Source organism: Mycobacterium sp. Panama NTM2, from assembly GCF_054355555.1.
Map to the genome: position 1 here is coordinate 3,619,542 of NZ_CM135953.1, position 19,301 is coordinate 3,638,842.

General features: G+C 66.7%; 19 protein-coding genes and 2 tRNA genes. 11 read left to right on the plus strand and 10 right to left on the minus strand.

Annotated elements, in window-relative coordinates:
* The first annotated feature begins 23 nt into the window (after positions 1–23).
* Positions 24–1,112: a YncE family protein gene (locus ACXYX3_RS17095; protein WP_458608323.1), complete on the plus strand. Its 1,089-nt coding sequence runs from the start codon at positions 24–26 to the stop codon at positions 1,110–1,112.
* Between the two features lie 77 nt (positions 1,113–1,189).
* Here the strand turns inward: ACXYX3_RS17095 and ACXYX3_RS17100 are convergent, their stop codons facing one another.
* Positions 1,190–3,367, minus strand: coding sequence for a glutamine synthetase III family protein (locus tag ACXYX3_RS17100; protein ID WP_458608324.1), 2,178 nt, complete (start codon positions 3,365–3,367; stop codon positions 1,190–1,192).
* Between the two features lie 192 nt (positions 3,368–3,559).
* Here ACXYX3_RS17100 and fdhD point away from each other — a divergent pair, with 192 nt between their 5' ends.
* Positions 3,560–4,384, plus strand: a complete 825-nt coding sequence (gene fdhD / locus ACXYX3_RS17105; RefSeq protein ID WP_458608325.1) for a formate dehydrogenase accessory sulfurtransferase FdhD — start codon at positions 3,560–3,562, stop codon at positions 4,382–4,384.
* A 40-nt stretch (positions 4,385–4,424) separates the two neighbouring features.
* On the opposite strand, the gene ACXYX3_RS17110 is transcribed toward fdhD, so the two are convergent.
* From ACXYX3_RS17110 to ACXYX3_RS17120, 3 genes are all read right to left on the minus strand, one after another.
* Positions 4,425–5,687 carry an IS30 family transposase gene (locus ACXYX3_RS17110; RefSeq protein WP_458608326.1) on the minus strand — a complete coding sequence of 421 codons (1,263 nt, stop codon included), beginning with the start codon at positions 5,685–5,687 and terminating at the stop codon, positions 4,425–4,427.
* 94 nt (positions 5,688–5,781) lie between these two features.
* Entirely contained in the window at positions 5,782–7,062 is a 1,281-nt protein-coding gene (gene clpX / locus ACXYX3_RS17115) for an ATP-dependent Clp protease ATP-binding subunit ClpX (RefSeq protein WP_241205998.1), read from the minus strand.
* Between the two features lie 284 nt (positions 7,063–7,346).
* The gene (locus ACXYX3_RS17120) at positions 7,347–7,622 is read right to left on the minus strand and encodes a hypothetical protein (RefSeq protein ID WP_458608327.1); all 276 of its coding nucleotides are present in this window, start codon (positions 7,620–7,622) and stop codon (positions 7,347–7,349) included.
* 93 nt (positions 7,623–7,715) lie between these two features.
* On the opposite strand from ACXYX3_RS17120, the gene ACXYX3_RS17125 reads away from it, so the two are divergent.
* Positions 7,716–8,159, plus strand: a complete 444-nt coding sequence (locus ACXYX3_RS17125) for a TIGR03618 family F420-dependent PPOX class oxidoreductase (RefSeq protein WP_458608328.1) — start codon at positions 7,716–7,718, stop codon at positions 8,157–8,159.
* A 3-nt stretch (positions 8,160–8,162) separates the two neighbouring features.
* On the opposite strand, the gene ACXYX3_RS17130 is transcribed toward ACXYX3_RS17125, so the two are convergent.
* The 4 genes from ACXYX3_RS17130 to ACXYX3_RS17145 form a co-directional block, all read right to left on the minus strand.
* Complete coding sequence (locus ACXYX3_RS17130; protein ID WP_241205995.1) at positions 8,163–8,843, minus strand: ATP-dependent Clp protease proteolytic subunit; 681 nt, start codon at positions 8,841–8,843, stop codon at positions 8,163–8,165.
* Positions 8,840–9,442, minus strand: a complete 603-nt coding sequence (locus tag ACXYX3_RS17135) for an ATP-dependent Clp protease proteolytic subunit (protein ID WP_241206041.1) — start codon at positions 9,440–9,442, stop codon at positions 8,840–8,842. Before ACXYX3_RS17135 ends, ACXYX3_RS17130 begins: the two co-directional genes overlap by 4 nt.
* A gap of 124 nt (positions 9,443–9,566) precedes the next feature.
* Complete coding sequence (gene tig / locus ACXYX3_RS17140; RefSeq protein WP_458608329.1) at positions 9,567–11,027, minus strand: trigger factor; 1,461 nt, start codon at positions 11,025–11,027, stop codon at positions 9,567–9,569.
* Between the two features lie 40 nt (positions 11,028–11,067).
* Positions 11,068–11,144: transfer RNA gene (locus ACXYX3_RS17145), tRNA-Pro, on the minus strand.
* Positions 11,145–11,296: 152 nt separating this feature from the next.
* Here ACXYX3_RS17145 and ACXYX3_RS17150 point away from each other — a divergent pair.
* Positions 11,297–11,370, plus strand: a tRNA-Gly gene (locus ACXYX3_RS17150).
* A gap of 17 nt (positions 11,371–11,387) precedes the next feature.
* Here the strand turns inward: ACXYX3_RS17150 and ACXYX3_RS17155 are convergent.
* Positions 11,388–12,236, minus strand: a complete 849-nt coding sequence (locus tag ACXYX3_RS17155; protein ID WP_458608330.1) for an NAD(P)-dependent oxidoreductase — start codon at positions 12,234–12,236, stop codon at positions 11,388–11,390.
* A gap of 116 nt (positions 12,237–12,352) precedes the next feature.
* Here ACXYX3_RS17155 and ACXYX3_RS17160 point away from each other — a divergent pair, with 116 nt between their 5' ends.
* The 7 genes from ACXYX3_RS17160 to ACXYX3_RS17190 all read left to right on the plus strand — a co-directional run bounded on the left by ACXYX3_RS17160 (position 12,353) and on the right by ACXYX3_RS17190 (position 18,774).
* Entirely contained in the window at positions 12,353–13,267 is a 915-nt protein-coding gene (locus ACXYX3_RS17160; RefSeq protein WP_458608331.1) for an MBL fold metallo-hydrolase, read from the plus strand.
* Between the two features lie 64 nt (positions 13,268–13,331).
* A complete protein-coding gene (locus ACXYX3_RS17165) occupies positions 13,332–14,186 on the plus strand; it encodes a helix-turn-helix transcriptional regulator (protein WP_458608332.1) in 855 nt (284 codons plus the stop codon).
* Between the two features lie 114 nt (positions 14,187–14,300).
* Positions 14,301–15,281 (plus strand): SDR family oxidoreductase, encoded by a 981-nt coding sequence (locus ACXYX3_RS17170; RefSeq protein WP_458608333.1) that lies wholly within the window; start codon positions 14,301–14,303, stop codon positions 15,279–15,281.
* A gap of 293 nt (positions 15,282–15,574) precedes the next feature.
* A complete protein-coding gene (locus ACXYX3_RS17175) occupies positions 15,575–16,678 on the plus strand; it encodes a hypothetical protein (protein WP_458608334.1) in 1,104 nt (367 codons plus the stop codon).
* 112 nt (positions 16,679–16,790) lie between these two features.
* Complete coding sequence (locus tag ACXYX3_RS17180) at positions 16,791–17,483, plus strand: Crp/Fnr family transcriptional regulator (protein ID WP_458608335.1); 693 nt, start codon at positions 16,791–16,793, stop codon at positions 17,481–17,483.
* Between the two features lie 149 nt (positions 17,484–17,632).
* Positions 17,633–17,866, plus strand: a complete 234-nt coding sequence (locus ACXYX3_RS17185) for a hypothetical protein (protein WP_458608336.1) — start codon at positions 17,633–17,635, stop codon at positions 17,864–17,866.
* Between the two features lie 107 nt (positions 17,867–17,973).
* Positions 17,974–18,774, plus strand: coding sequence for an MBL fold metallo-hydrolase (locus tag ACXYX3_RS17190; protein ID WP_458612127.1), 801 nt, complete (start codon positions 17,974–17,976; stop codon positions 18,772–18,774).
* 4 nt (positions 18,775–18,778) lie between these two features.
* On the opposite strand, the gene ACXYX3_RS17195 is transcribed toward ACXYX3_RS17190, so the two are convergent.
* The gene (locus tag ACXYX3_RS17195) at positions 18,779–19,234 is read right to left on the minus strand and encodes a DUF4383 domain-containing protein (protein ID WP_458608337.1); all 456 of its coding nucleotides are present in this window, start codon (positions 19,232–19,234) and stop codon (positions 18,779–18,781) included.
* Positions 19,235–19,301: the final 67 nt, after the last annotated feature.

The window sequence follows — 19,301 nt, forward strand, 5'->3', positions numbered from 1 at the left end:
TCGCGAGTGGGTACCCGGGCGCCATGAGACGTCTGTGGTGTGTGCTCGCGCTGATCTGTGTCGTGACGGCCTGTGAGAGCAGACCGGTCGATCAGGCCGCGCCGTCCACCACGCCATCGGCGCCGAGCAGCACGCCCACCACGACCGGATTGATTCCTCCCGGTGCACCCACCGAGGGCACCCGGCCCCCCACGGGCAGCCTGCCGCCCGCGGCCGAACCTCAGCGCGCCCCCGCACCCCGGCAACCTCCCCCGGGCCGGCAGATCCGTGTCGGATCAGCACCGGAGGGCGTCGTCGTCGACGCCGTCACCCGGACCGTGGCCGTCGCCGCGCGCGAGCCCAACGAGCTGGTGCTGATGAACGCCGACACCGGCGAGATCACGGGGCGCACTCCGCTGCCGGGTGTGGTCAGACACCTGCAGCTGGCGAAACCGGGCGGTCCCGTTCTGGTTCCGGTGGAGAGCGCGAACGCGCTGGTGCGCGTCGAGCTCCCCGGCGGCCGCGCCGAGACGCAGATCATCACCGGCACCGTGCCGCACGACGCGTCGGAGGCGCCCGACGGCACGGTGTTCGTCGCCAACGAACTGGGCGGTACCGTGACCGCGCTGCGCGGCGACGACATCGTGAAGGTGTTCACCGACAGCGTTCAGCCGGCCGGCTTGGCTCCCGTGGGCGATCGGATGGGTTTGCTCGATGTCCGCAAGAACGACCTGACGATCTACGACACCGCGAACCTGACCATCGTGGGCTCGACACCCGCCGGGGACGGTCCCACCCACCTCGTCGCCGACAAGCACGGCCGGATGATCGCCGCGGACACCCGCGGTGATGCGGTTCGCGTCTTCGACACCTCGCCCAGACAGCTCGCCGAGATCGCCCAACCCGGCGGCCCCTACGGCATCACCTACGACCCGACGCGCGACCTGCTGTGGGTCGCCTCGTCGGGCACCAACGAAGTCGTCGGCTATGACATGACCGACCCCATGCCGCGCGAAGTGAAACGCATTGCCACGGTGCAGAACCCGTACACCGTCGGCGTGGACGCGACCACCGGCCGGTTGTTCGTCGCCGGGGTGACCGCCGGGGTCGTGCAGATCATCGACCCCGGCTGAGCCACCCGTGCCGAGTGCGCGATTTCATCCGCGACACGCCGCGCAGGGCGGATGAGAGCACACACTCGCGAAGCGCCTCAGAGGATGTAGAGCATCTCCTGATAGGTCGGCAGGGGCCACAGGTCGTCGGCCACCACACCTTCGAGCGTGTCTGCGGCCGCGCGCACGGCATCCATCGCGGGCAGCAGCACCTTCTGGGCGTGCGTGGCCTCGTCGAGCGCCGACTCCGCCGAGTGATCCGCCAGCCCTGCCTTCAGCGAGGCCAACGCCGCCGTCAGCTCGGCGATCGGGCCAGAAACGCCCTCCAACAGTGTCGTGTCGGCAGCCACGCCGGCCGCCTTGAGCGTGGCGACGTTCTGCGCCAGCTCGGTCTGGTAGCGCACCGCGGCGGGGAGAATGACCGTCGTGCCGAGCTCGAGCGCGAGCTTGGCCTCGACCCCCACCGTCAGCGCGTACTGCTCGAGGCGAACCTCGTAGCGGCTGTGCAACTCTCGTTCGTTGAACACCCCGTAGCGCTCGAACACCTCGACGGCCTCGGGCTTGATCAACTCCGGGATCGCGTCGAGCGTCGTCTTCAGATTCGGCAGCCCGCGCTCGGCGGCCTCGATCTGCCAGTTCTCCGAGTAGCCGTCACCGTTGAACACCACCGCGCCGTGCTCGGTGATGATCTCTGTCAGCAGTTTCTGCACCGCCTGGTCGAAGTCCTCGCCCGCCCCCACGGCGGTCTCCAACACCGTCGCCATGTAATCCAACGAGTCAGCCATGATCGTGTTCAGGATGATCATCGGCACGTTGATGGTCTGCCCCGATCCCGGCGCACGGAACTCGAACCTGTTGCCGGTGAAGGCAAATGGGCTCGTGCGGTTGCGGTCACCCGGATCGGTGGGCAGCTCGGGGAGGGTGTCGACACCGATGATCATCGACCCCTTGCCCTTCGACGACGTCGCCGCGCCCTTGGCGATCTGCTCGAACACGTCGGCCAGCTGCGCGCCGAGGAAGATCGAGATGATCGCCGGCGGAGCCTCGTTGGCGCCGAGCCGATGGTCGTTGGTCGCCGAGGCCACCGAGACGCGCAACAGTCCGGCGAACTTGTGCACGGCGCGGATCACCGCGGCACAGAACACCAGGAACTGCGCGTTCTCGTGCGGGGTGTCGCCGGGCACCAGCAGGCTGCCGAACTGCGCGTTGCCCATCGAGAAGTTGACGTGCTTGCCCGAGCCGTTGACGCCGGCGAAGGGCTTCTCGTGGAAGAGGCACTCCATGCCGTGCTTCTTGGCCACGTTGCGGAAGATCGTCATCAGCAGCTGCTGATGGTCGGCGGCGATGTTGGCGCGCTCGAACATCGGCGCGATCTCGAACTGGCCCGGCGCGACCTCGTTGTGCCGGGTCTTGGCCGGGATACCGAGCTTGAACAGCTCGCGTTCGGTGTCCATCATGAAGCCGAGCACCCGCTCGGGCACCGAGCCGAAGTAGTGGTCGTCGAACTCCTGGCCCTTGGGCGGCTTGGCGCCGAACAATGTGCGGCCGGCGTTGATCAGGTCGGGGCGGGCAAGGAAGAAGTGCCTGTCGACGAGGAAGTACTCCTGTTCGGGACCGCAGAACGAGACGATGTTGTCGAAGTTCTTGTGGCCGAACAGCTTCAGGATGCGCTCGGCTTGCGTTCCCATCGCCTGCTGGCTGCGCAGCAGCGGGGTCTTGTAGTCCAGCGCCTCGCCGGTCATCGACACGAATACCGTCGGGATGCACAGCGTGTTGCCGTTGGGGTTCTCGAGGATGTAGGCCGGGCTAGTGACGTCCCATCCGGTGTAGCCGCGCGCCTCGAACGTGCTGCGCAACCCACCCGACGGGAAGCTCGATGCGTCGGGCTCACCCTGGATCAGTGTCTTGCCCGCGAACTCGGCCAGCGTCTGGCCGTCGGAGACGGGTTCGAGGAAGCTGTCGTGCTTCTCGGCGGTCAGCCCGGTCATCGGGTAGAAGACGTGCGCGTAGTGGGTGGCGCCCTTCGACAGCGCCCAGTCCTTCATCGCCGAGGCCACCGAGTCGGCGACGGCCGGGTCGAGTTTGGCGCCCTTCTCGATGGTGGCGACGACGGACTTGTACACCGACTTGGGCAACCGCAGCTGCATCTCGGCCTTGGTGAACACGTTGGACCCGAACACCTCGCCGGGCGCCTCGGCGGGGTCGAAGCTGATGGCCGGCGGGACGTAGGCTTCGACGTTGTTGATGGCCTGCAGGCGTACCGAGTTACCGCTCAATGGACTTCCTTATCCGCTGCGTCGTCCGCTTCTTTTTCACGGAACGATTGACCGGCCAACAGTAGGAACATCCGATGCCGATCCTGTTACGCGAACGTCAACGTCGCAAGACACGGGTTACAGGCGGCCGTCGTGGCCGTCGTCGCGCGAACAGACCACAATGGGAGAGATGTCGCGACGAGAGGTGAATCCGTGGGCCGAGTGACCTCCCGTCGGCGAGCCCACCATGTGACCGCCGAGGGCGCCACGGCTCGGCCCGAGACGTTGGCCGTCGAGGAACCGCTGGAGATCCGCGTCGACGGGCGACCCCTGACGGTCACGATGCGTACCCCCGGCTCCGACGTCGAGCTGGCGCAGGGCTTCCTGCTCACCGAGGGTGTGGTGACGGGTCGGGAAGACATCGCCGCCGTGCGCTACTGCCGCGGCGCCGACGAGGACGGTGTGAACACCTACAACGTCTTGGACGTGACGCTGGCGCCCGGGGTCGCGCCGCCGGAGGTGGACCCGACACGGAACTTCTACACGACGTCGTCGTGCGGTGTGTGCGGCAAGGCGTCCCTCGACGCGGTGCGGCTGGTCAGCAAGCACGCCCCGGGCGACGACCCGGTGGCCGTCGAGACCGACGTCCTGGCGGACATGCCCGCGGAGTTGCGCCGTCGGCAGAAGGTGTTCGCCGCCACCGGCGGACTCCACGGCGCCGGCCTGTTCGACCCCGACGGGCAGCCGCTGGTCGTGCGGGAGGACATCGGCAGGCACAACGCGGTCGACAAGGTGATCGGCTGGGCCCTGGAACAGCACCGCATACCGCTGGGGGGCACGGTGCTGCTGGTGAGTGGCCGGGCGTCGTTCGAGCTCACGCAGAAGGCGGTGATGGCCGGCATCCCGATGCTCGCCGCCGTCTCCGCGCCGTCGTCACTGGCGGTGGACCTGGCCGCACAGTCAGGGGTGACCCTGGTGGCCTTCCTGCGGGGCGACTCGATGAACGTCTACACCCGCCCGGACCGCGTCCTCAACTGACCGCGAGTGTGCATCGCGATCCGCCCTGACCGGCTTGAGTTCAAGGGGTCGATGCAACAGTTGGCGGTTTGGACAGTAGTTGGTTAAGGGCTTCGGCTGGGGTTTTCCAGTCGAGGGTTTTGCGGGGTCGGCCGTTGAGTTCGGCGGCGACGTTGTCGAGGTAGCCGGGCCCCCACAGCGATAAGTCGGTGCTTTTGGGGAAGTACTGGCGCAGAAGCCCGTTGGTGTTCTCGTTCGTGCCGCGTTGCCAAGGCGAGTGGGGATCGCAGAAGTAGATGTCGAGATCGGCGGCCGCGGCGATCGCTGCGTGATTGGCCATTTCGCTGCCCTGGTCCCAGGTCAGCGAGCGACGCAAGTGCTCGGGCAGCTCGCTCATCTTGGCCACGATCGCGTTCTGCACGCTCAGCGCCGTGTGATCCTCGGGAAGGTGCAACAGCATGACGAACCGGGTGCTGCGCTCGACGAGAGTGCCGATCGCCGAGGCTGAGGCGGTCGACCCCAAAATCAGATCGCCTTCCCAGTGCCCGGGAACCGCTCGGTCGGCGACCTCGGCGGGACGCTGGCTGATGTTGATCATGCCGGGGATACGACGACGACGGGCTCCTGCAGGGCGCTGAGGGTGTCGGATCGCGCGCTTGGTGCGTAGGCAGCGGTGCAGCTCTTGCCGTAGCGACCCACGCCCTTGCACGTAGATGGCCTGGTAGACCGCCTCGTGTGACACCCACATCTCCGGATCGTCGGGAAAATCGCTGCGCAGCCGCCTCGCGATCTGTTGAGGACTGTGGTGCAGCTCCAGTCGAGTCTGCACCTCCTGGCGCAGGGTGTCATCGCAGGCCAGTCGGCGCTGCTTGGGCCGACGGGCGCGTTCGGCCGAGCGGTCGTGAGCAGCTGTGGCCAGATAACGCACCGACGAGGCATTGCCGCTCTGGCGGGCACCGACGGCGTGTTTGCGTCGATACCCCGATTTACGGCCCTGGTGGCGGTTCCGCAGCTCGCTGTTGTTGTCGATTTCGCGTTTGATCGTCGATGCTGGCCGACCTAATCGTCGGCCGATGGATCGCAACGACTCACCGGTGCACACACCCACCTGAATTTCGATGCGATCGTCCAACGTCAGCCGCCGACGAGGGCCACTCGGTTTCGCTTGGGATGTGGCTGGTTTCACGCCGCCAGCCTCACGGAACCACCGCTTCCCACAGCCGTCGGACACGCCGACAGCCACACCGGCCTCAGCCGGACTCAGACCCGCCCGGACATGCTCCCAGAACGTCGGCATCCGCGACCACAACGGGACTCGACCCATCGCAACACTCCTCAATCACACGGGGTGTTGCATCGATCGCTTGAATCCGCCCGGCGAGTCGCGGATGAATCCGCACACTCGCGGCGCGAAGCGGCTAGGCGGTCTTGTCGCGGCGCTCGTTGCGCTGCGGCTTGCGCGGCACGATCGTCGGCAGGACGTTGTCCTCGACGGTCTCCTTGGTGACGACCACCTTGGCGACGTCGTCGCGGCTGGGGATGTCGTACATCACCGGCAGCAGGACTTCCTCCATGATGGCGCGCAGGCCGCGGGCTCCGGTGCCCCGGTGGATGGCCTGGTCGGCGATCGCCTCGAGGGCGTCCTCGGCGAACTCCAGCTCCACACCGTCCATCTCGAACAACCGGGTGTACTGCTTGACCAGGGCGTTCTTCGGCTGCGACAGGATCGACACGAGCGATTCCTTGTCCAGATTGGTTACCGAGGCGACCACCGGCAGACGGCCGATGAACTCCGGGATCAAGCCGAACTTGATCAGGTCCTCGGGCATGACCTCGGCGAAGTGATCCTGGGTGTCGATCTCGGCCTTCGAATGCACCTCGGCGCCGAAGCCCAGGCCACGCTTGCCGACGCGATCGGAGACGATCTTCTCCAGCCCGGCGAAGGCACCGGCGACGATGAAGAGCACGTTCGTCGTGTCGATCTGGATGAACTCCTGGTGCGGGTGCTTGCGCCCGCCCTGCGGCGGCACCGACGCCTGCGTCCCCTCGAGGATCTTCAGCAATGCCTGCTGCACGCCCTCACCGGAGACGTCGCGGGTGATCGACGGGTTCTCGCTCTTGCGGGCGATCTTGTCGACCTCGTCGATGTAGATGATGCCGGTCTCGGCGCGCTTGACGTCGTAGTCGGCGGCCTGGATCAGCTTGAGCAGGATGTTCTCGACGTCCTCGCCGACATAGCCGGCTTCGGTCAGCGCTGTGGCGTCGGCGATCGCGAACGGCACGTTGAGCATCTTGGCCAGCGTCTGCGCGAGGTAGGTCTTGCCACAGCCGGTCGGGCCCAGCATGAGGATGTTGGACTTCGCGAGCTCGACGGGCTCGGAGCGCGAATCGCGGCTCTTCTCCCCCGCCTGGATGCGCTTGTAGTGGTTGTAGACCGCGACGGCGAGGGTGCGCTTCGCGGTGTCCTGACCGATGACGTAGCTCTCCAGGAAGTCCCGGATCTCCGCAGGTTTGGGCAGCTCGTCGAGCTTGACGTCGTCAGCGTCGGCCAGCTCTTCCTCGATGATCTCGTTGCACAGATCGATGCACTCGTCGCAGATGTAGACGCCCGGTCCTGCGATGAGCTTCTTCACCTGCTTCTGGCTCTTGCCGCAGAACGAGCACTTCAGCAAGTCACCGCCGTCTCCAATGCGTGCCATGGTGCAGGGGTCCTACTTCCTCTTGCTGTTGCACATCGATCGATTCGGTGGGTCGCACCGCAACGTTTCCGACGCTACCCGCATCTTCCGGCCCAGTGCGACCGATGAGCCCGAATAGCGCCGCTGATATTCACGTGTGGTTGCGACAACATATCGCCTGACCGTCCGGCGATGGCCGTGGAACGCACCACCGTGTCTCTGGCGTGTCGCCGCTGTTACTGGACCGAGAGTACCTACCCGCGCAGAGCAGGTTCGGTGTACCGCCTGAGACGTCGGCGCCGGCGTCAGCGACCGGGTCCCAGCGGGCCCGGTCCGACGGGTCCGGGGCCGACCGGGCCGGGCCCGACGGGCCCCACCACGCCGCCCACCCCGACGGGGCCGACGGGCCCCACAACGGGGTTCGGCGGGTTGACGTAGACGTTGACAGCGACGCACTGGGCGATCGCGGCGTCCCAGTACGTCCCCGCCGGACACACCGGATCCTGCGCGTGCGCGACGGCCGGAGCGAGGGTGGCGGCCGCGCCCGCAGCCGCCACTGCCAGCAGCAGAGTCTTCCCCATGACCAACCCCCTCGATATTGACGGACAGGTAGATCACAGCCTGGCACGGCCGAGGTCGCCGCGTGGTCTTTTGCTCGCCGTAGCCTTCTGCAAATGACCACCCTCACGGACGCGGTCGCGCTGGCCCGAGAAGAGAACGGCCTCGCTGTCGTCTCGACGCTGCGCGCCGATCTCACGATCCAGGCGTCGCTGATCAATGCCGGCGCGCTCGCCCACCCCGCCACCGGAGACCCGGTGCTGGGGCACGTCACCTACGGAAAGGTGAAGCTGGCCAACCTGCGCGCGCGACCGCAGACAGCGGTCACTTTCCGGAAGGGGTGGCAGTGGGCGACGGTCGAGGGGCGCGCCGAGCTGGCCGGTCCCGACGACGCACAACCGTGGCTCGAGTCAGAGCAGATGCTCGCGCAGCTGCTCCGCGACGTCTTCACCGCCGCGGGCGGAACCCACGACGACTGGGACGCCTACGACGCGACGATGCGCGAGCAGCGCCGCACCGCCGTGCTGGTGACCCCCACGAGGGTCTACAGCAACGGCTGAGCGTCAGGCGTTCTGCGCCGAGAGCTTGCGGTACTGCAGCACCGTGTCGATGATGCCGTAGTCCTTGGCCGCCTCGGCCGTCAGGATCTTGTCGCGATCGGTGTCCTTGCGGATCACGTCGGCAGGCTTGCCCGTGTGCCGCGACAGCGTCTCCTCCATCAGCGTGCGCATCCGCTCGATCTCCGCGGCCTGGATCTCCAGATCGGAGAACTGACCCTGGATGACACCGCCGAGCGCGGGCTGATGAATCAGCACACGCGCGTTCGGCAGCGCCAGACGCTTGCCGGGAGTACCCGCGGCCAACAGCACCGCCGCCGCCGAGGCGGCCTGCCCCAGGCACACCGTCTGGATGTCGGCGCGCACGTACTGCATGGTGTCGTAGATCGCCATCAGGCTGGTGAACGAACCACCCGGCGAGTTGATGTACATCGTGATGTCGCGATCCGGGTCCAGCGACTCGAGCACCAGGAGCTGGGCCATGATGTCGTTCGCCGACGCGTCGTCGACCTGTACGCCGAGGAAGATGATGCGTTCCTCGAACAGCTTGTTGTACGGGTTGGACTCCTTGACGCCGAAGCTGGAGTGCTCGATGAACGACGGCAGGATGTAGCGGGCCTGCGGCTGCACTCGGGGGTCCAGGGACGGGTGAACGGCCGCCGGGTGACGAGAAGTGTTGTCGGTCATTTGTCGAGTCCTGCTCCTGGTCCGTCGCCATTGAGGGTGACGCTGGTGATGATGTGGTCGACGAAGCCGTATTCGAGTGCTTCCTGCGCCGTGAACCACCGGTCACGGTCCGAATCGGCCTCGATGCGCTCGATGCTCTGCCCGGTGAACTCGGCGTTCAGGCGGAACATCTCCTTCTTGATGCTGGCGAACTGCTCGGCCTGGATCGCGATGTCCGCGGCGCCGCCGGTGATGCCGCCGAGCGGCTGGTGCATCAGGATGCGGGCGTGCGGCAGGGCGTACCGCTTGCCCTTGGTGCCTGCGGCGAGCAGGAACTCGCCCATGGACGCGGCCATGCCCATCGCGTAGGTCGCGACGTCGCAGGGGGCCAACACCATCGTGTCGTAGATCGCCATCCCGGCGGAGATCGAGCCACCGGGTGAGTTGATGTAGAGGTGGATGTCCTTGGTGGGATCCTCGGCCGACAGCAGCAGGATCTGGGCGCACAGCCGGTTGGCGATGTCATCGTCGACCTGGGAGCCCAGGAAGATGATGCGCTCGGCCAGCAACCGCTCATACACCGAGTCGACAAGGTTGAGGCCCGAGGAGGCGCCACGCATGTCAGTCACGACTGGATACCTGCTTTCTTCTGTGTACTTCCGACGCGGTGACCGGTCTTACGGACGACACTAACCAACCCGCGCCGCTGGGGAGTCCCCAGACGCCGCGCGTTCGCTCAGAGCATCACTTGGTGTCGTCGTCCCCGGACGCTTCAGTGGCGCCGGTCTCGTCAGCGGCCTCGGTCTCGTCAGTGGTCTCGGTCTCGTCAGTGGTCTCGGTCTCGTCGATGGTTTCGGTCTCGCCGTCCGCGACGGCCGCGTCACCGGAGGGCCCGAAGAACTCGGTGGTGTCGATCTCGGTGCCGTCGGTGTCGGTCACGGTCGCGCCGTGCACGACGGCCGCGACGGTCAGCCCACGACGCACATCGGCGAACATCGCCGGCAGCTGGTTGTTCTGCTGCAGCATCTGGATCAGCTGCTGCGGCTCGATGCCGTACTGACGCGACATCAGCACCAGCCGCTCGGTGATGTCGTTCTGCCCCACCTGGATGTCGAGCTTGTCGGCGATCGCATCCATCAGCAGCTGGGTCTTGATGGCCTTCTCCGCGTTGGTGCGGTTCTCGGTGTCGAACTCCTCGCGGCTGCTGCCCTGTTCGGCGAGCGACTCGGCGAACTTCGACTCGTCGTGGTCGAGGCCGTGGATGGCGTTGTGCAGGGTGTCGTCGACCTGGGCCTGCACGACAGCTTCGGGCAGCGGCACCTCGACCTGGGTCAGCAGCTCCTCGATGGTCTTGTCGCGGATGGCCTCGGCCTGCTGCACGCGCTTGACGCGGGCGACCTTTTCGCGCAGGTCGGCCTTCAGCTCGTCGATCGTGTCGAATTCGCTTGCCAGCTGGGCGAATTCGTCGTCCAGCTCGGGCAGCTCGCGCACCTTGACCGATTTCACCGTGACGGTGACCTCGGCCTCCTTGTCGGCGTGCTCACCGGCGACCAGGGTCGTGGTGAACGTCTTCGACTCGCCCTCCTTGAGCCCGACGATCGCCTCGTCGAGGCCGTCGATGAGCTGGCCGGAGCCGACCTCGTGCGACAACCCCTCGGTGGCGGCCTCCGGCACGTCCTCACCGTCGACGGTGGCCGACAGGTCGATGGAGACGAAGTCGCCGTTTTCAGCGGCACGCTCGACGCCGGTCAGGGTGCCGAAGCGCTTCTGCAGCGAATCGAGCTCGGCCTCGACGTCGGAGTCCTCGACGCTGATCGGGTCGACAGTGACCTTGAGCGTGCTCAGGTCGGGCAGCTCGATCTCGGGACGGATGTCCACCTCGGCGGTGAACACCAGCTCGTCGTTGTCCTCGAGCTTGGTGACCTCGATCTCGGGCTGGCCGATGGGCTGCAACGACTCGGACGTGATGGCCTCGCTGTAGCGGGTGGGCAGCGCGTCGTTGACGACCTGCTCGAGCACCGCGCCGCGGCCGACGCGCGCCTCGAGCAGCTTGCGGGGCGCCTTGCCCGGGCGGAAACCGGGCAGCCGGACCTGCTTGGCCAGCTGCTTGAAGGCGTTGTCGATCTCTGGCTCGAGTTCGGTGAAGGGCACCTCCACGTTGATGCGCACCCGGGTCGGGCTCAGCTTCTCGACGGTGCTCTTCACTTCGGTACTCCTCTATTGCTTTTCGTCTGATGGGTCGAACTGGTCGGGGTGACAGGATTTGAACCTGCGGCCTTCCGCTCCCAAAGCGGATGCGCTACCAAGCTGCGCTACACCCCGGTCGTCGCTGCCGCCTCACGCTCACGCGCAGCGTCAGACCACCGGCGATCCTACGTCCTGACCTGAGCAAAGCCACATCCAGATGGCGATTGGATTCTCGGGGGGCGGGGCCGGTATCCTCTGGCGGTACTGCAGCGGCGCTGCAGTGACACGCGGGCGTAGCTCAATGGTAGAGCCTCAGTCTTCCAAACTGATTACGCGGGTTCGATTCCCGTCGCCCGCTCCAGGCAGCTCAGAACCAGCTCAGAATCCGAAATACACCGCGGCCATGTCGTCGTCGCCGTGTCCGGCGGTGCTCGCGCCGTCGAACACCGCGCGGACGCCGTCGATGAGCGCCGTCGACACCCCGGACTCGGCGAGCGCGGAACGGATCAGCCCGGTGTCCTTGCGCACCCCGTCGACGCTGAACTGCGGTGCATAGGAGTCCTCGATGATGGCGGTGCCCTTCATCTGCAGGTAGGCGGAGTTCGCCGCCGACCCGTCGAGCGCCTCCAGCACCTGCCGCTGATCCACGCCGAGGCCCTTCGCCAACGCCATCGACTGCGCGGTCGCCGCCGCGATCGAGGCGATCCACGCGTTGCACGCCAGCTTCAGCTTGGACCCCGCGCCCGGTTCCTCGCCGACCCAGATCGTCTTGGACCCGACCGCGTCGAAGGCCGGCTGCACCCGCTCGCGCAGGGCGGGGTCACCGGAGGCCAGCATCACGAGCTTGCCCTGCTCGGCGGGCGCCTTCGTGCCCAGCACCGGGCAGTCGAGGAACGCCACCCCGTGCGTGGCGGCCAGCGACGCGGTCTGCGCCGCACCCTCCACGCCGACCGTCGCGCACTGCACGAACACGGCGCCGTCGCCGAGGTGCGGCAGCACGGTCTCCATCACCGACACCGTCGACTCCATGTCGAAGAGCATCGAGAACACGACGTCGGCGTCGGCGACGGCCGCCACCGGGTCCAACGTCACCTCCGCGCCGTCGTCGGCCAGCGGCTCCGATCGCGCCGGCGTGCGGTTCCACACCGTCACGTCGAAGCCCTCGCGCAGCAGTGACTGCGCCATTCCGGCACCCATGGCACCTGTTCCCAACACCGCGATCCGCATGGTCGCCATTGTGCGTCATACGAATTGCGGACCGCTGCGGGTCACGATCTGCTCGCATCCTGACGAGCTGGCACGCTGGGAAGAGGTAGCACCACCCGACACCGCGAGGTCCTTCTATGGCAAGCACGATCGGCAGGATCGGCGACCAGTCATCGATACGACGCCTGACCGACGGCGAGGTGACCTTCACCTACGTGGTGGACGGTTCCCTGTGGCTGGCGGCCGACGTGTTCCTGCCCGCGATTCCGCGGTCCTACTGGGAGGGGCACCCAGAGGAGATCGGTCCCGACGGTCGCATCGCCATGTCCGCGGGCGGGCTGCTGGTCGAGTTCGCCGACACCACACTGCTGATCGATGCGGGCATGGGTGACGTTCGGACCGAGAACGAAACCGGACGCACCGACTGCGGCGCATTCCTGGCCACCTTGGCGTCAGTGGGCGTCCGCCCGGAGGACATCGACGTGTTCGCCCTGACCCACCTTCACGTCGACCATGCCGGATGGGCCTTCGTCGACGGCGAGGACGGCCGCAGAGTTCCCACGTTCCCCAACGCGCACTACGTGGTCGCCGACCTCGAACTCCAGCCGTTCCAGCGCGGCGAGCGCCCCGTGGGAGCATGCGATCACGACTCGATCGTCGCACCGATGGAACGTCTTTCGACACTGCGGCGCGTGACCGACGGCGAGGAGATCCTGCCGGGCGTCACCGCGCTGATCACCCCAGGCCACAGCGCCGGACACACGTCCTACGTCATCACCTCACCGTCGGGCCGGCGGATGGTCGCCTTCGGCGATGCCTTTCACACTCCGGCGCAACTGCGCCACCCCGCATGGGGCTCTGCTCCCGACGCTGAACCCGATCGGGTACCGGAGGCACGCACTCGCCTTCTCGAGGAACTCTGCCGACCCGAAACCGCAACGTTCGCAATCCATTTCGGAGATCAACCGTTCGGCCATGTCGTCCGCGACGGCAGTGGCGCTGCGGCCTGGGAGCCCATCGACACCGAGGTGATCGGCGCACCACCGCGGTGAGGGCGAGAGGCCGATAGCAGCTTCGCCCGCGGGTGAGGCGGCGCGTGTCGGGAAGAATGGGTCCATGGAGCAGGCCCAGTTCGCAGATTTCCTGCGCCTTCGGCGTCAGGCACTCACCCCGGAAGACGTCGGGTTGCCGACAGGATTGCGCCGACGCACCACCGGTCTGCGCCGCGAAGAAGTCGCGGCACTGGCGATGATCTCGACCGACTACTACAGCAGGATGGAGCAGCGGCGCGGTTCTGCGCCCTCCGCGGAGGTGGTGTCCGCCCTGGCCGAAGCGCTCAGACTCTCGCCCGATGAACGAGACCACCTGTTCCGGCTGGCCGGTCACAACGCGCCGGCCCGCACGCCGGTCACCGACGATGTCAGTCCTGCGATGATGCGCATACTCGACCGGCTGCAGGACACCCCGGCACAGGTGATGTCTACTCTCGGCGAAACGTTGGTGCAGACCCCGGCCGCGCGCGCCCTGCTCGGTGACGAGACCCGGCACCAGGGAATGGCGCGAAGCGTGCTGTACCGCTGGTTCACCGACGAGCAGAGCCGTCGGATCTATCCGGACGAAGACCACTCGGCGATCGGTCGATCGTATGTCGCCGCCGCGCGGTTGGGTTATGTGCGAGACGGACCCGGCTCACGCGCTGCCCGCATCGTCGAGCATCTGCTCGGCTGCAGCCCGGAATTCGCCGCTCGCTGGGAGCAGCACGATGTCCAGGTGCCCCACGAGCTGTCCAAGCGGGTGGTGCACCCGCGGCTGGGAGTGCTCGACCTCCACTGCCAAGTGCTGCATGACGTCGAGCGGCTGCACACGTTGCTGGTGTTCACTGCAGAGCCGGGAACCGCCAGCCACGCCAAACTCGCCGCGCTGGGGGCTGACCCGGTGGCGCACTCGCGTGCCGACGAACTGGATGCGTGAACCCGCTTTGACGAATTCCCACGGGGGGACGGATCGTCCCTGGACAGCTTCGCCCTGAACGCTCCGCCGCGTCCGTGACACCGTCGACGGAGCAACCAACACGAGGAGTACGAGATGGCGGCAGGGTCAGGGCGCACGGTGGTTCCCGACATGGCGGGCCGGCTGGTCGTGATCACCGGGGGCAGCGACGGTATCGGTTTCGCGCTGGCTGATCGGCTGGCAGCCGCGGGCGCCGAGCTGATCCTGCCGGTGCGCAATGCCGACAAGGGTCGGCTGGCCCTCGAGCGGATCCGCATCAACACTCCGACCGCGCGCGTCAGTCTGAAGTCGCTGGACCTCTCGTCATTGCAGTCGATAGCCGACTTGGCCGGTGAACTGACCACCGAGGGACGGCCTATTCATGTGCTGATCAACAATGCCGGTGTCATGAGCCCGCCCAGCCGGCAGACCACCACCGATGGTTTCGAATTGCAATGTGGCAGCAACCATCTCGGACACTTTGCCCTCACCGCGCGGATCCTTCCCCTGTTGATCGCCGGGAAGGCGCGGGTCACCACGCAGACCAGCATCTCCGCGAGATTCAATGCGATCAACTGGGCGGACCCCAATTTCGATCGGTCCTACTCGGAGTCGAAGGCGTACAGCCAGTCGAAGATCGCCAACTTGATGTTCGCGCTGGAGCTGCACCGTCGCAGCCGGGCGAATGGGTGGAACATCACCAGCAACGCGTCACACCCGGGCGTCACACCGACCAATCTCCTTGCGGCTCAACCGGGCCTCGGCCGGGAACGGGATACGACCGGCCTGCGCATGGTGAGGCTGTTCGCCCGCCTGGGACTGGTCAACCGATCTGCCGAAGACGGGATGCTACCGGCGTTGTACGCGGCCACACACCCGGAATCTCGTGGTGGAAAGCTATACGGCCCCAGCGGTTTTCAACATCTCTCCGGCCCTCCCGCCGAGCAGCAGGTGTACAAGCCCGCGCGCGACATCGCCGATGCCGCCACATTGTGGAGCCTTTCCGAGAAACTGGTCGGGGTGCGGTTCGACGGGTCGCAGAACCCCTCCCCACCGCAGAACCTGACGCCTTCGTGACGATACTGGCAAATCCTCGCGACAGAACAGCGGAATCAGCACAGTGAAGAAGTGCGCGCCTCGGCTGACGTTCGCATAACATTGCGGACGACGAATGGGGGGGCCATATGTCGCCAGCTAGGTGCGTGGACTCACGCGTCTATTTCTCTGCGCAACCGCTTGCCGACGCCCCGTGCTCCCGCCAGGCGGGCATCAAAAAGGGCGTCGATCAGCGATTGAAACAGCGCGCGTTGGGCAAACCTCCACCTCGAGCGGTCGGGGCCGCTTCCTCACAGTCGACAAGGACGGCAACCATGAAGAAGATCATCGCCAGCGTTCCGTTGATCGCATCCGCGGCGCTCCTGTCCGCGACGCCTGCAATGGCAGACGTCGCCTACATGACCGGCCTGTTCGGCGCCAACGTCGACTACGCCAGCATCAAGGCGCCCGCCGGGCAGGGCTGCGATCCGAGCGCAGGCTGTGACCTCATTCCCTATGCCAACTTCAGCGTCAACGCGGCGAGTTTGAGGCGGGGCGTCCAAGCGATCGAGGACTACGTCGCCGCACACCCCGGCGAGAACACGATCTGGACCTACTCCGACTCCACCGACGCCGCCATCGAGTATCTGAACACTCATCCCGAGGACACCACCACGAAGTTCTACCTCCTCGGTGCGCCCAGCACGCCCGGCAACTTCAACGCCTTCAGCTTCTTCAGTCGCCATCCGACGTTGGCCGACGGCGTCGGCTCCAACGCGACCTTCGTCCTGCGTCAGTACGACATCGTCGCCGACGTTCCGGCGGGGACCAGGAACTTCGCCCGGTACAACCTCAGTCAGCGGGTGCACCGCGACGGGTACAACGGACTCGATCTCTCCGATCCGGCGGTCTCCTACACCGACCCGCGAACCGGGTCCACCACCCAGTACTTCCTCACCTATCCGCTGCCGTTGATCTACCCGGGGTGGAAGACGCCCGAGCAGATCGCCGCCATCGACCAGGCGAAGCGACCGGGCATCGAAAGCCAGTACTACCTGCCGGGCCAGGTCCAGCGTCCGGTCGTGCTGCCTGCCCCGACCTACCCCGCCACCCCGACGGCCACCCAGGTCGCAGCGACGACCCCCGACGCCAGCGTGGCGGCGGAGACGGCGAGTCAGAGCGAATCACCGCGTCCGCTGCGCAAGCTGTTCTCCCGGCTGGCGGAGCGCCGGCAGTCGACCCAGGTCGACACGGCGGCTGCCGGCGAGGCGGTTGCCGACAAAGCAATCTCCACCGAGGTGACCTCCGACAAGGCGACCTCCACCAAAGCAACTTCCACCGAAGCGACCTCCACCAAGGCGACCACCAAGACCAAGAAGGAGCGCCCGCGTCTGCGCGATCGCATCGCACAACGGCAGGCCGAGCGCAGCGCGTCCTGATCGCTGCGCGGCGAACACATCGCAGCGAGAACGCGCGAACTTCGTCGATCACGCGTAGACGCTCTCCGACCGGGTAGCAGGCAGGACCTTGCCGGCACTTTGGGAGGACACCATGATCGACGCGTCGACCGCGGTACTAGATGCAACGATTGCTGGACCGCAGAGCGGACCTCCCACCGGCCGGACGAGATGGCGTGCGGGTGAGGTGATCTTCGCCGAAGGCGACGAGGACACCTGCCTGTTCGTGATCGACTCCGGCACGGTGCGCGTCGGGGTGAACAGGGACACCGATCACGAGTGCCTGTTCCAGGTGCTGGGGCCGGGCGAGATGTTCGGCGAGGACTCCGTCTTCGATCCCGGCCCGCGCGGCACCTGTGCCGTCGCCATCACCGATGTGCTGGCCACCAGGCTCGAGCGCCGCGAGCTGATCACGATGATGACGGCTCAGCCGGAGATGGCCCAGCGGTTCCTGCGCATCCTCGCCCGCCGGATACGCGCCACGTCCAGCACGATCACCGACACGGTCTACGCCAGCGTCTCGGCCCGCGTGGCCAAACACCTGCTCGGGTTGGCGCAACGCTTCGGTGTTCAGGAGCACGGCGCGATGCGGGTGCCCATGGACTTGACGCAGGAGCAGTTCGCACACCTGGTCGGGACGTCGCGCGAGTCGGTGAACAAAGCGCTGTGCGACTTCGCGACGCGCGGCTGGATCGTCATCGAGAAGGGCAGCATCGTGATCCGGGAATCGGAACCGCTTGCGGCTCGCATGCACGGTGCCCGTCGCGCGCACCTGGCCCGGAAGTGACGGTCGGCTGATCCCGGCGTCACTGATCGGCGACGCTCGAGCTCCGAAATCTGCTGGCTCTGCGTGTATCACGCGCCGACCCGGGTAGTCGGTCCCGCAGACGTACCGGCGACCGAGGCTGCCGGCGGGGCACCTCAGGAGGGACCATCATGACGCGAATCGAGCTGAGCTACGGACTACTCACGGTCACGGCGATCGCGGCAGGCGCTGTGGCCACCGCTCCCGCGGCGGTCGCGCGACCCGACGACAACAGGGTGCAGTGCCAGTCCGCCGCCCCCAACAGCAGCATCGTGCGATGCACGAAAGACGGACACGCCCGCATCTTCGCGACGCCCCCGGACGTGTCCCCGCCCTTCGCCAACATGCCCTACGAAGGCGCGTGATCGAACCCGCCGGCGCGAGCACACCGTAATCACGAGAGAGAGGCAACGACGTGGACGAGGCAGTCGGTACGGGGGGTGCGCAACCCGCACGCTCCGGCAACACGGGCATGGATCTGCGCATCACGTTCATCGGCAACGCCACGACCCTCATCCAGTGCGGTGACATCACGGTGCTGACCGACCCGAATTTCCTGCATCAGGGGCAGCGTGCCTATCTCGGCTACGGATTGTGGTCCAAGCGACGTCAGCCCCCCGCGCTGACCGTGGAGCAGCTGCCCCCGCTGCACGCCGTCATCCTCTCCCACATGCACGGCGACCACTGGGACCGCGTCGCCGAACGCGGCCTCGACCGCGATGTACCGATCGTCACGACACAGGCAGCCGCACAACGTTTGCACAGCAAGGGTTTTCACGCAGCCCATGGGTTGAATACCTGGCGCACGTCTCTCATCGAGCAGGGACGCTACCGCTTGACGGTGACCGCGCTACCGGGTCGGCACGCCCCCATGCCGCTGCGGCGCCTGCTTCCCCCTGTGATGGGTTCGATGTTGGAGTTCGACGACGGCACCGAACAGTGCCGGCTCTACGTCTCGGGCGACACCTTGCTCATCGACGAACTCGCCGAGATTCCCACCCATTTCGACGCCATCGACGCCGGGATTCTCCATCTCGGCGGAACCCGGCTGCCGGCGGGCGGCAAGTTGCCGTTGGGCGTGACGGTCACGCTGGACGGCGTCGCCGGTGCCGAAGTCGCGCATCGGCTGGATCTGCCGCGGGTGATTCCCGTGCACTTCGATGACTACGGCGTCTTCGCGTCGCCGCTCGGCGACTTCACCGCCGCCATGCACCACCGCGGCCTCGGTGACCGTCTGATCCACATCGAACGGGGCCAGACGGTCACCGTCTGAGGGGTCAGTGCCGCCCGGCGTCCTTCACCCGGCGGCCGAGCAGCACGCCCGGCGCGATCATGCCCACGGCCAAGACGAGGTGCAACCAGTTGTCGGCGTTGTTCACCGGCACGAAGTTCATGCTGCTGTCCCGGTCGATGATCAGCCCGTACAACCACAGCACCGCATAGACGATCCCACCCACGATCAGGTACGACCGTGCGGCGGTGACACTGCGCGCGAACAGGATTCCCGCGATCCCGAACAGGAGGTGGACGATGTTGTGCAGCACCGACACCGCGAAGATCCCCAGCAGCATGGCCCCGGAATGATGGCCCGCGAACGTCAACTCGCCGTAGTCGGTGGTCACACCGGGGATGAACCCGGCGATGCCGACGATCAGGAACACGACTCCGACGATCAGCGAGGCCCACTGGGCCTGGGATCGGGGTGTCGAGGTGCGAGTCGTGGGCGAGCTCATCGGTGTGTCACGTCCTTTCGTGTCGTGCGGCGCCGAGGGCGCCAACGGTCGACGGCCCTGCTACCCG

Excerpts from the sequence above, each read along its gene's own strand:
- ACXYX3_RS17095 (WP_458608323.1), top strand. The coding sequence starts at position 24 with ATGAGACGTCTGTGGTGTGTGCTCGCGCTGATCTGTGTCGTGACGGCC.
- ACXYX3_RS17110 (WP_458608326.1), bottom strand. The coding sequence starts at position 5,687 with ATGGGTCGAGTCCCGTTGTGGTCGCGGATGCCGACGTTCTGGGAGCAT.
- clpX (WP_241205998.1), bottom strand. The coding sequence starts at position 7,062 with ATGGCACGCATTGGAGACGGCGGTGACTTGCTGAAGTGCTCGTTCTGC.
- ACXYX3_RS17120 (WP_458608327.1), bottom strand. The coding sequence starts at position 7,622 with ATGGGGAAGACTCTGCTGCTGGCAGTGGCGGCTGCGGGCGCGGCCGCC.
- ACXYX3_RS17125 (WP_458608328.1), top strand. The coding sequence starts at position 7,716 with ATGACCACCCTCACGGACGCGGTCGCGCTGGCCCGAGAAGAGAACGGC.
- ACXYX3_RS17130 (WP_241205995.1), bottom strand. The coding sequence starts at position 8,843 with ATGACCGACAACACTTCTCGTCACCCGGCGGCCGTTCACCCGTCCCTG.
- ACXYX3_RS17135 (WP_241206041.1), bottom strand. The coding sequence starts at position 9,442 with ATGCGTGGCGCCTCCTCGGGCCTCAACCTTGTCGACTCGGTGTATGAG.
- ACXYX3_RS17155 (WP_458608330.1), bottom strand. The coding sequence starts at position 12,236 with ATGCGGATCGCGGTGTTGGGAACAGGTGCCATGGGTGCCGGAATGGCG.
- ACXYX3_RS17160 (WP_458608331.1), top strand. The coding sequence starts at position 12,353 with ATGGCAAGCACGATCGGCAGGATCGGCGACCAGTCATCGATACGACGC.
- ACXYX3_RS17165 (WP_458608332.1), top strand. The coding sequence starts at position 13,332 with ATGGAGCAGGCCCAGTTCGCAGATTTCCTGCGCCTTCGGCGTCAGGCA.
- ACXYX3_RS17170 (WP_458608333.1), top strand. The coding sequence starts at position 14,301 with ATGGCGGCAGGGTCAGGGCGCACGGTGGTTCCCGACATGGCGGGCCGG.
- ACXYX3_RS17175 (WP_458608334.1), top strand. The coding sequence starts at position 15,575 with ATGAAGAAGATCATCGCCAGCGTTCCGTTGATCGCATCCGCGGCGCTC.
- ACXYX3_RS17180 (WP_458608335.1), top strand. The coding sequence starts at position 16,791 with ATGATCGACGCGTCGACCGCGGTACTAGATGCAACGATTGCTGGACCG.
- ACXYX3_RS17185 (WP_458608336.1), top strand. The coding sequence starts at position 17,633 with ATGACGCGAATCGAGCTGAGCTACGGACTACTCACGGTCACGGCGATC.
- ACXYX3_RS17190 (WP_458612127.1), top strand. The coding sequence starts at position 17,974 with ATGGATCTGCGCATCACGTTCATCGGCAACGCCACGACCCTCATCCAG.
- ACXYX3_RS17195 (WP_458608337.1), bottom strand. The coding sequence starts at position 19,234 with ATGAGCTCGCCCACGACTCGCACCTCGACACCCCGATCCCAGGCCCAG.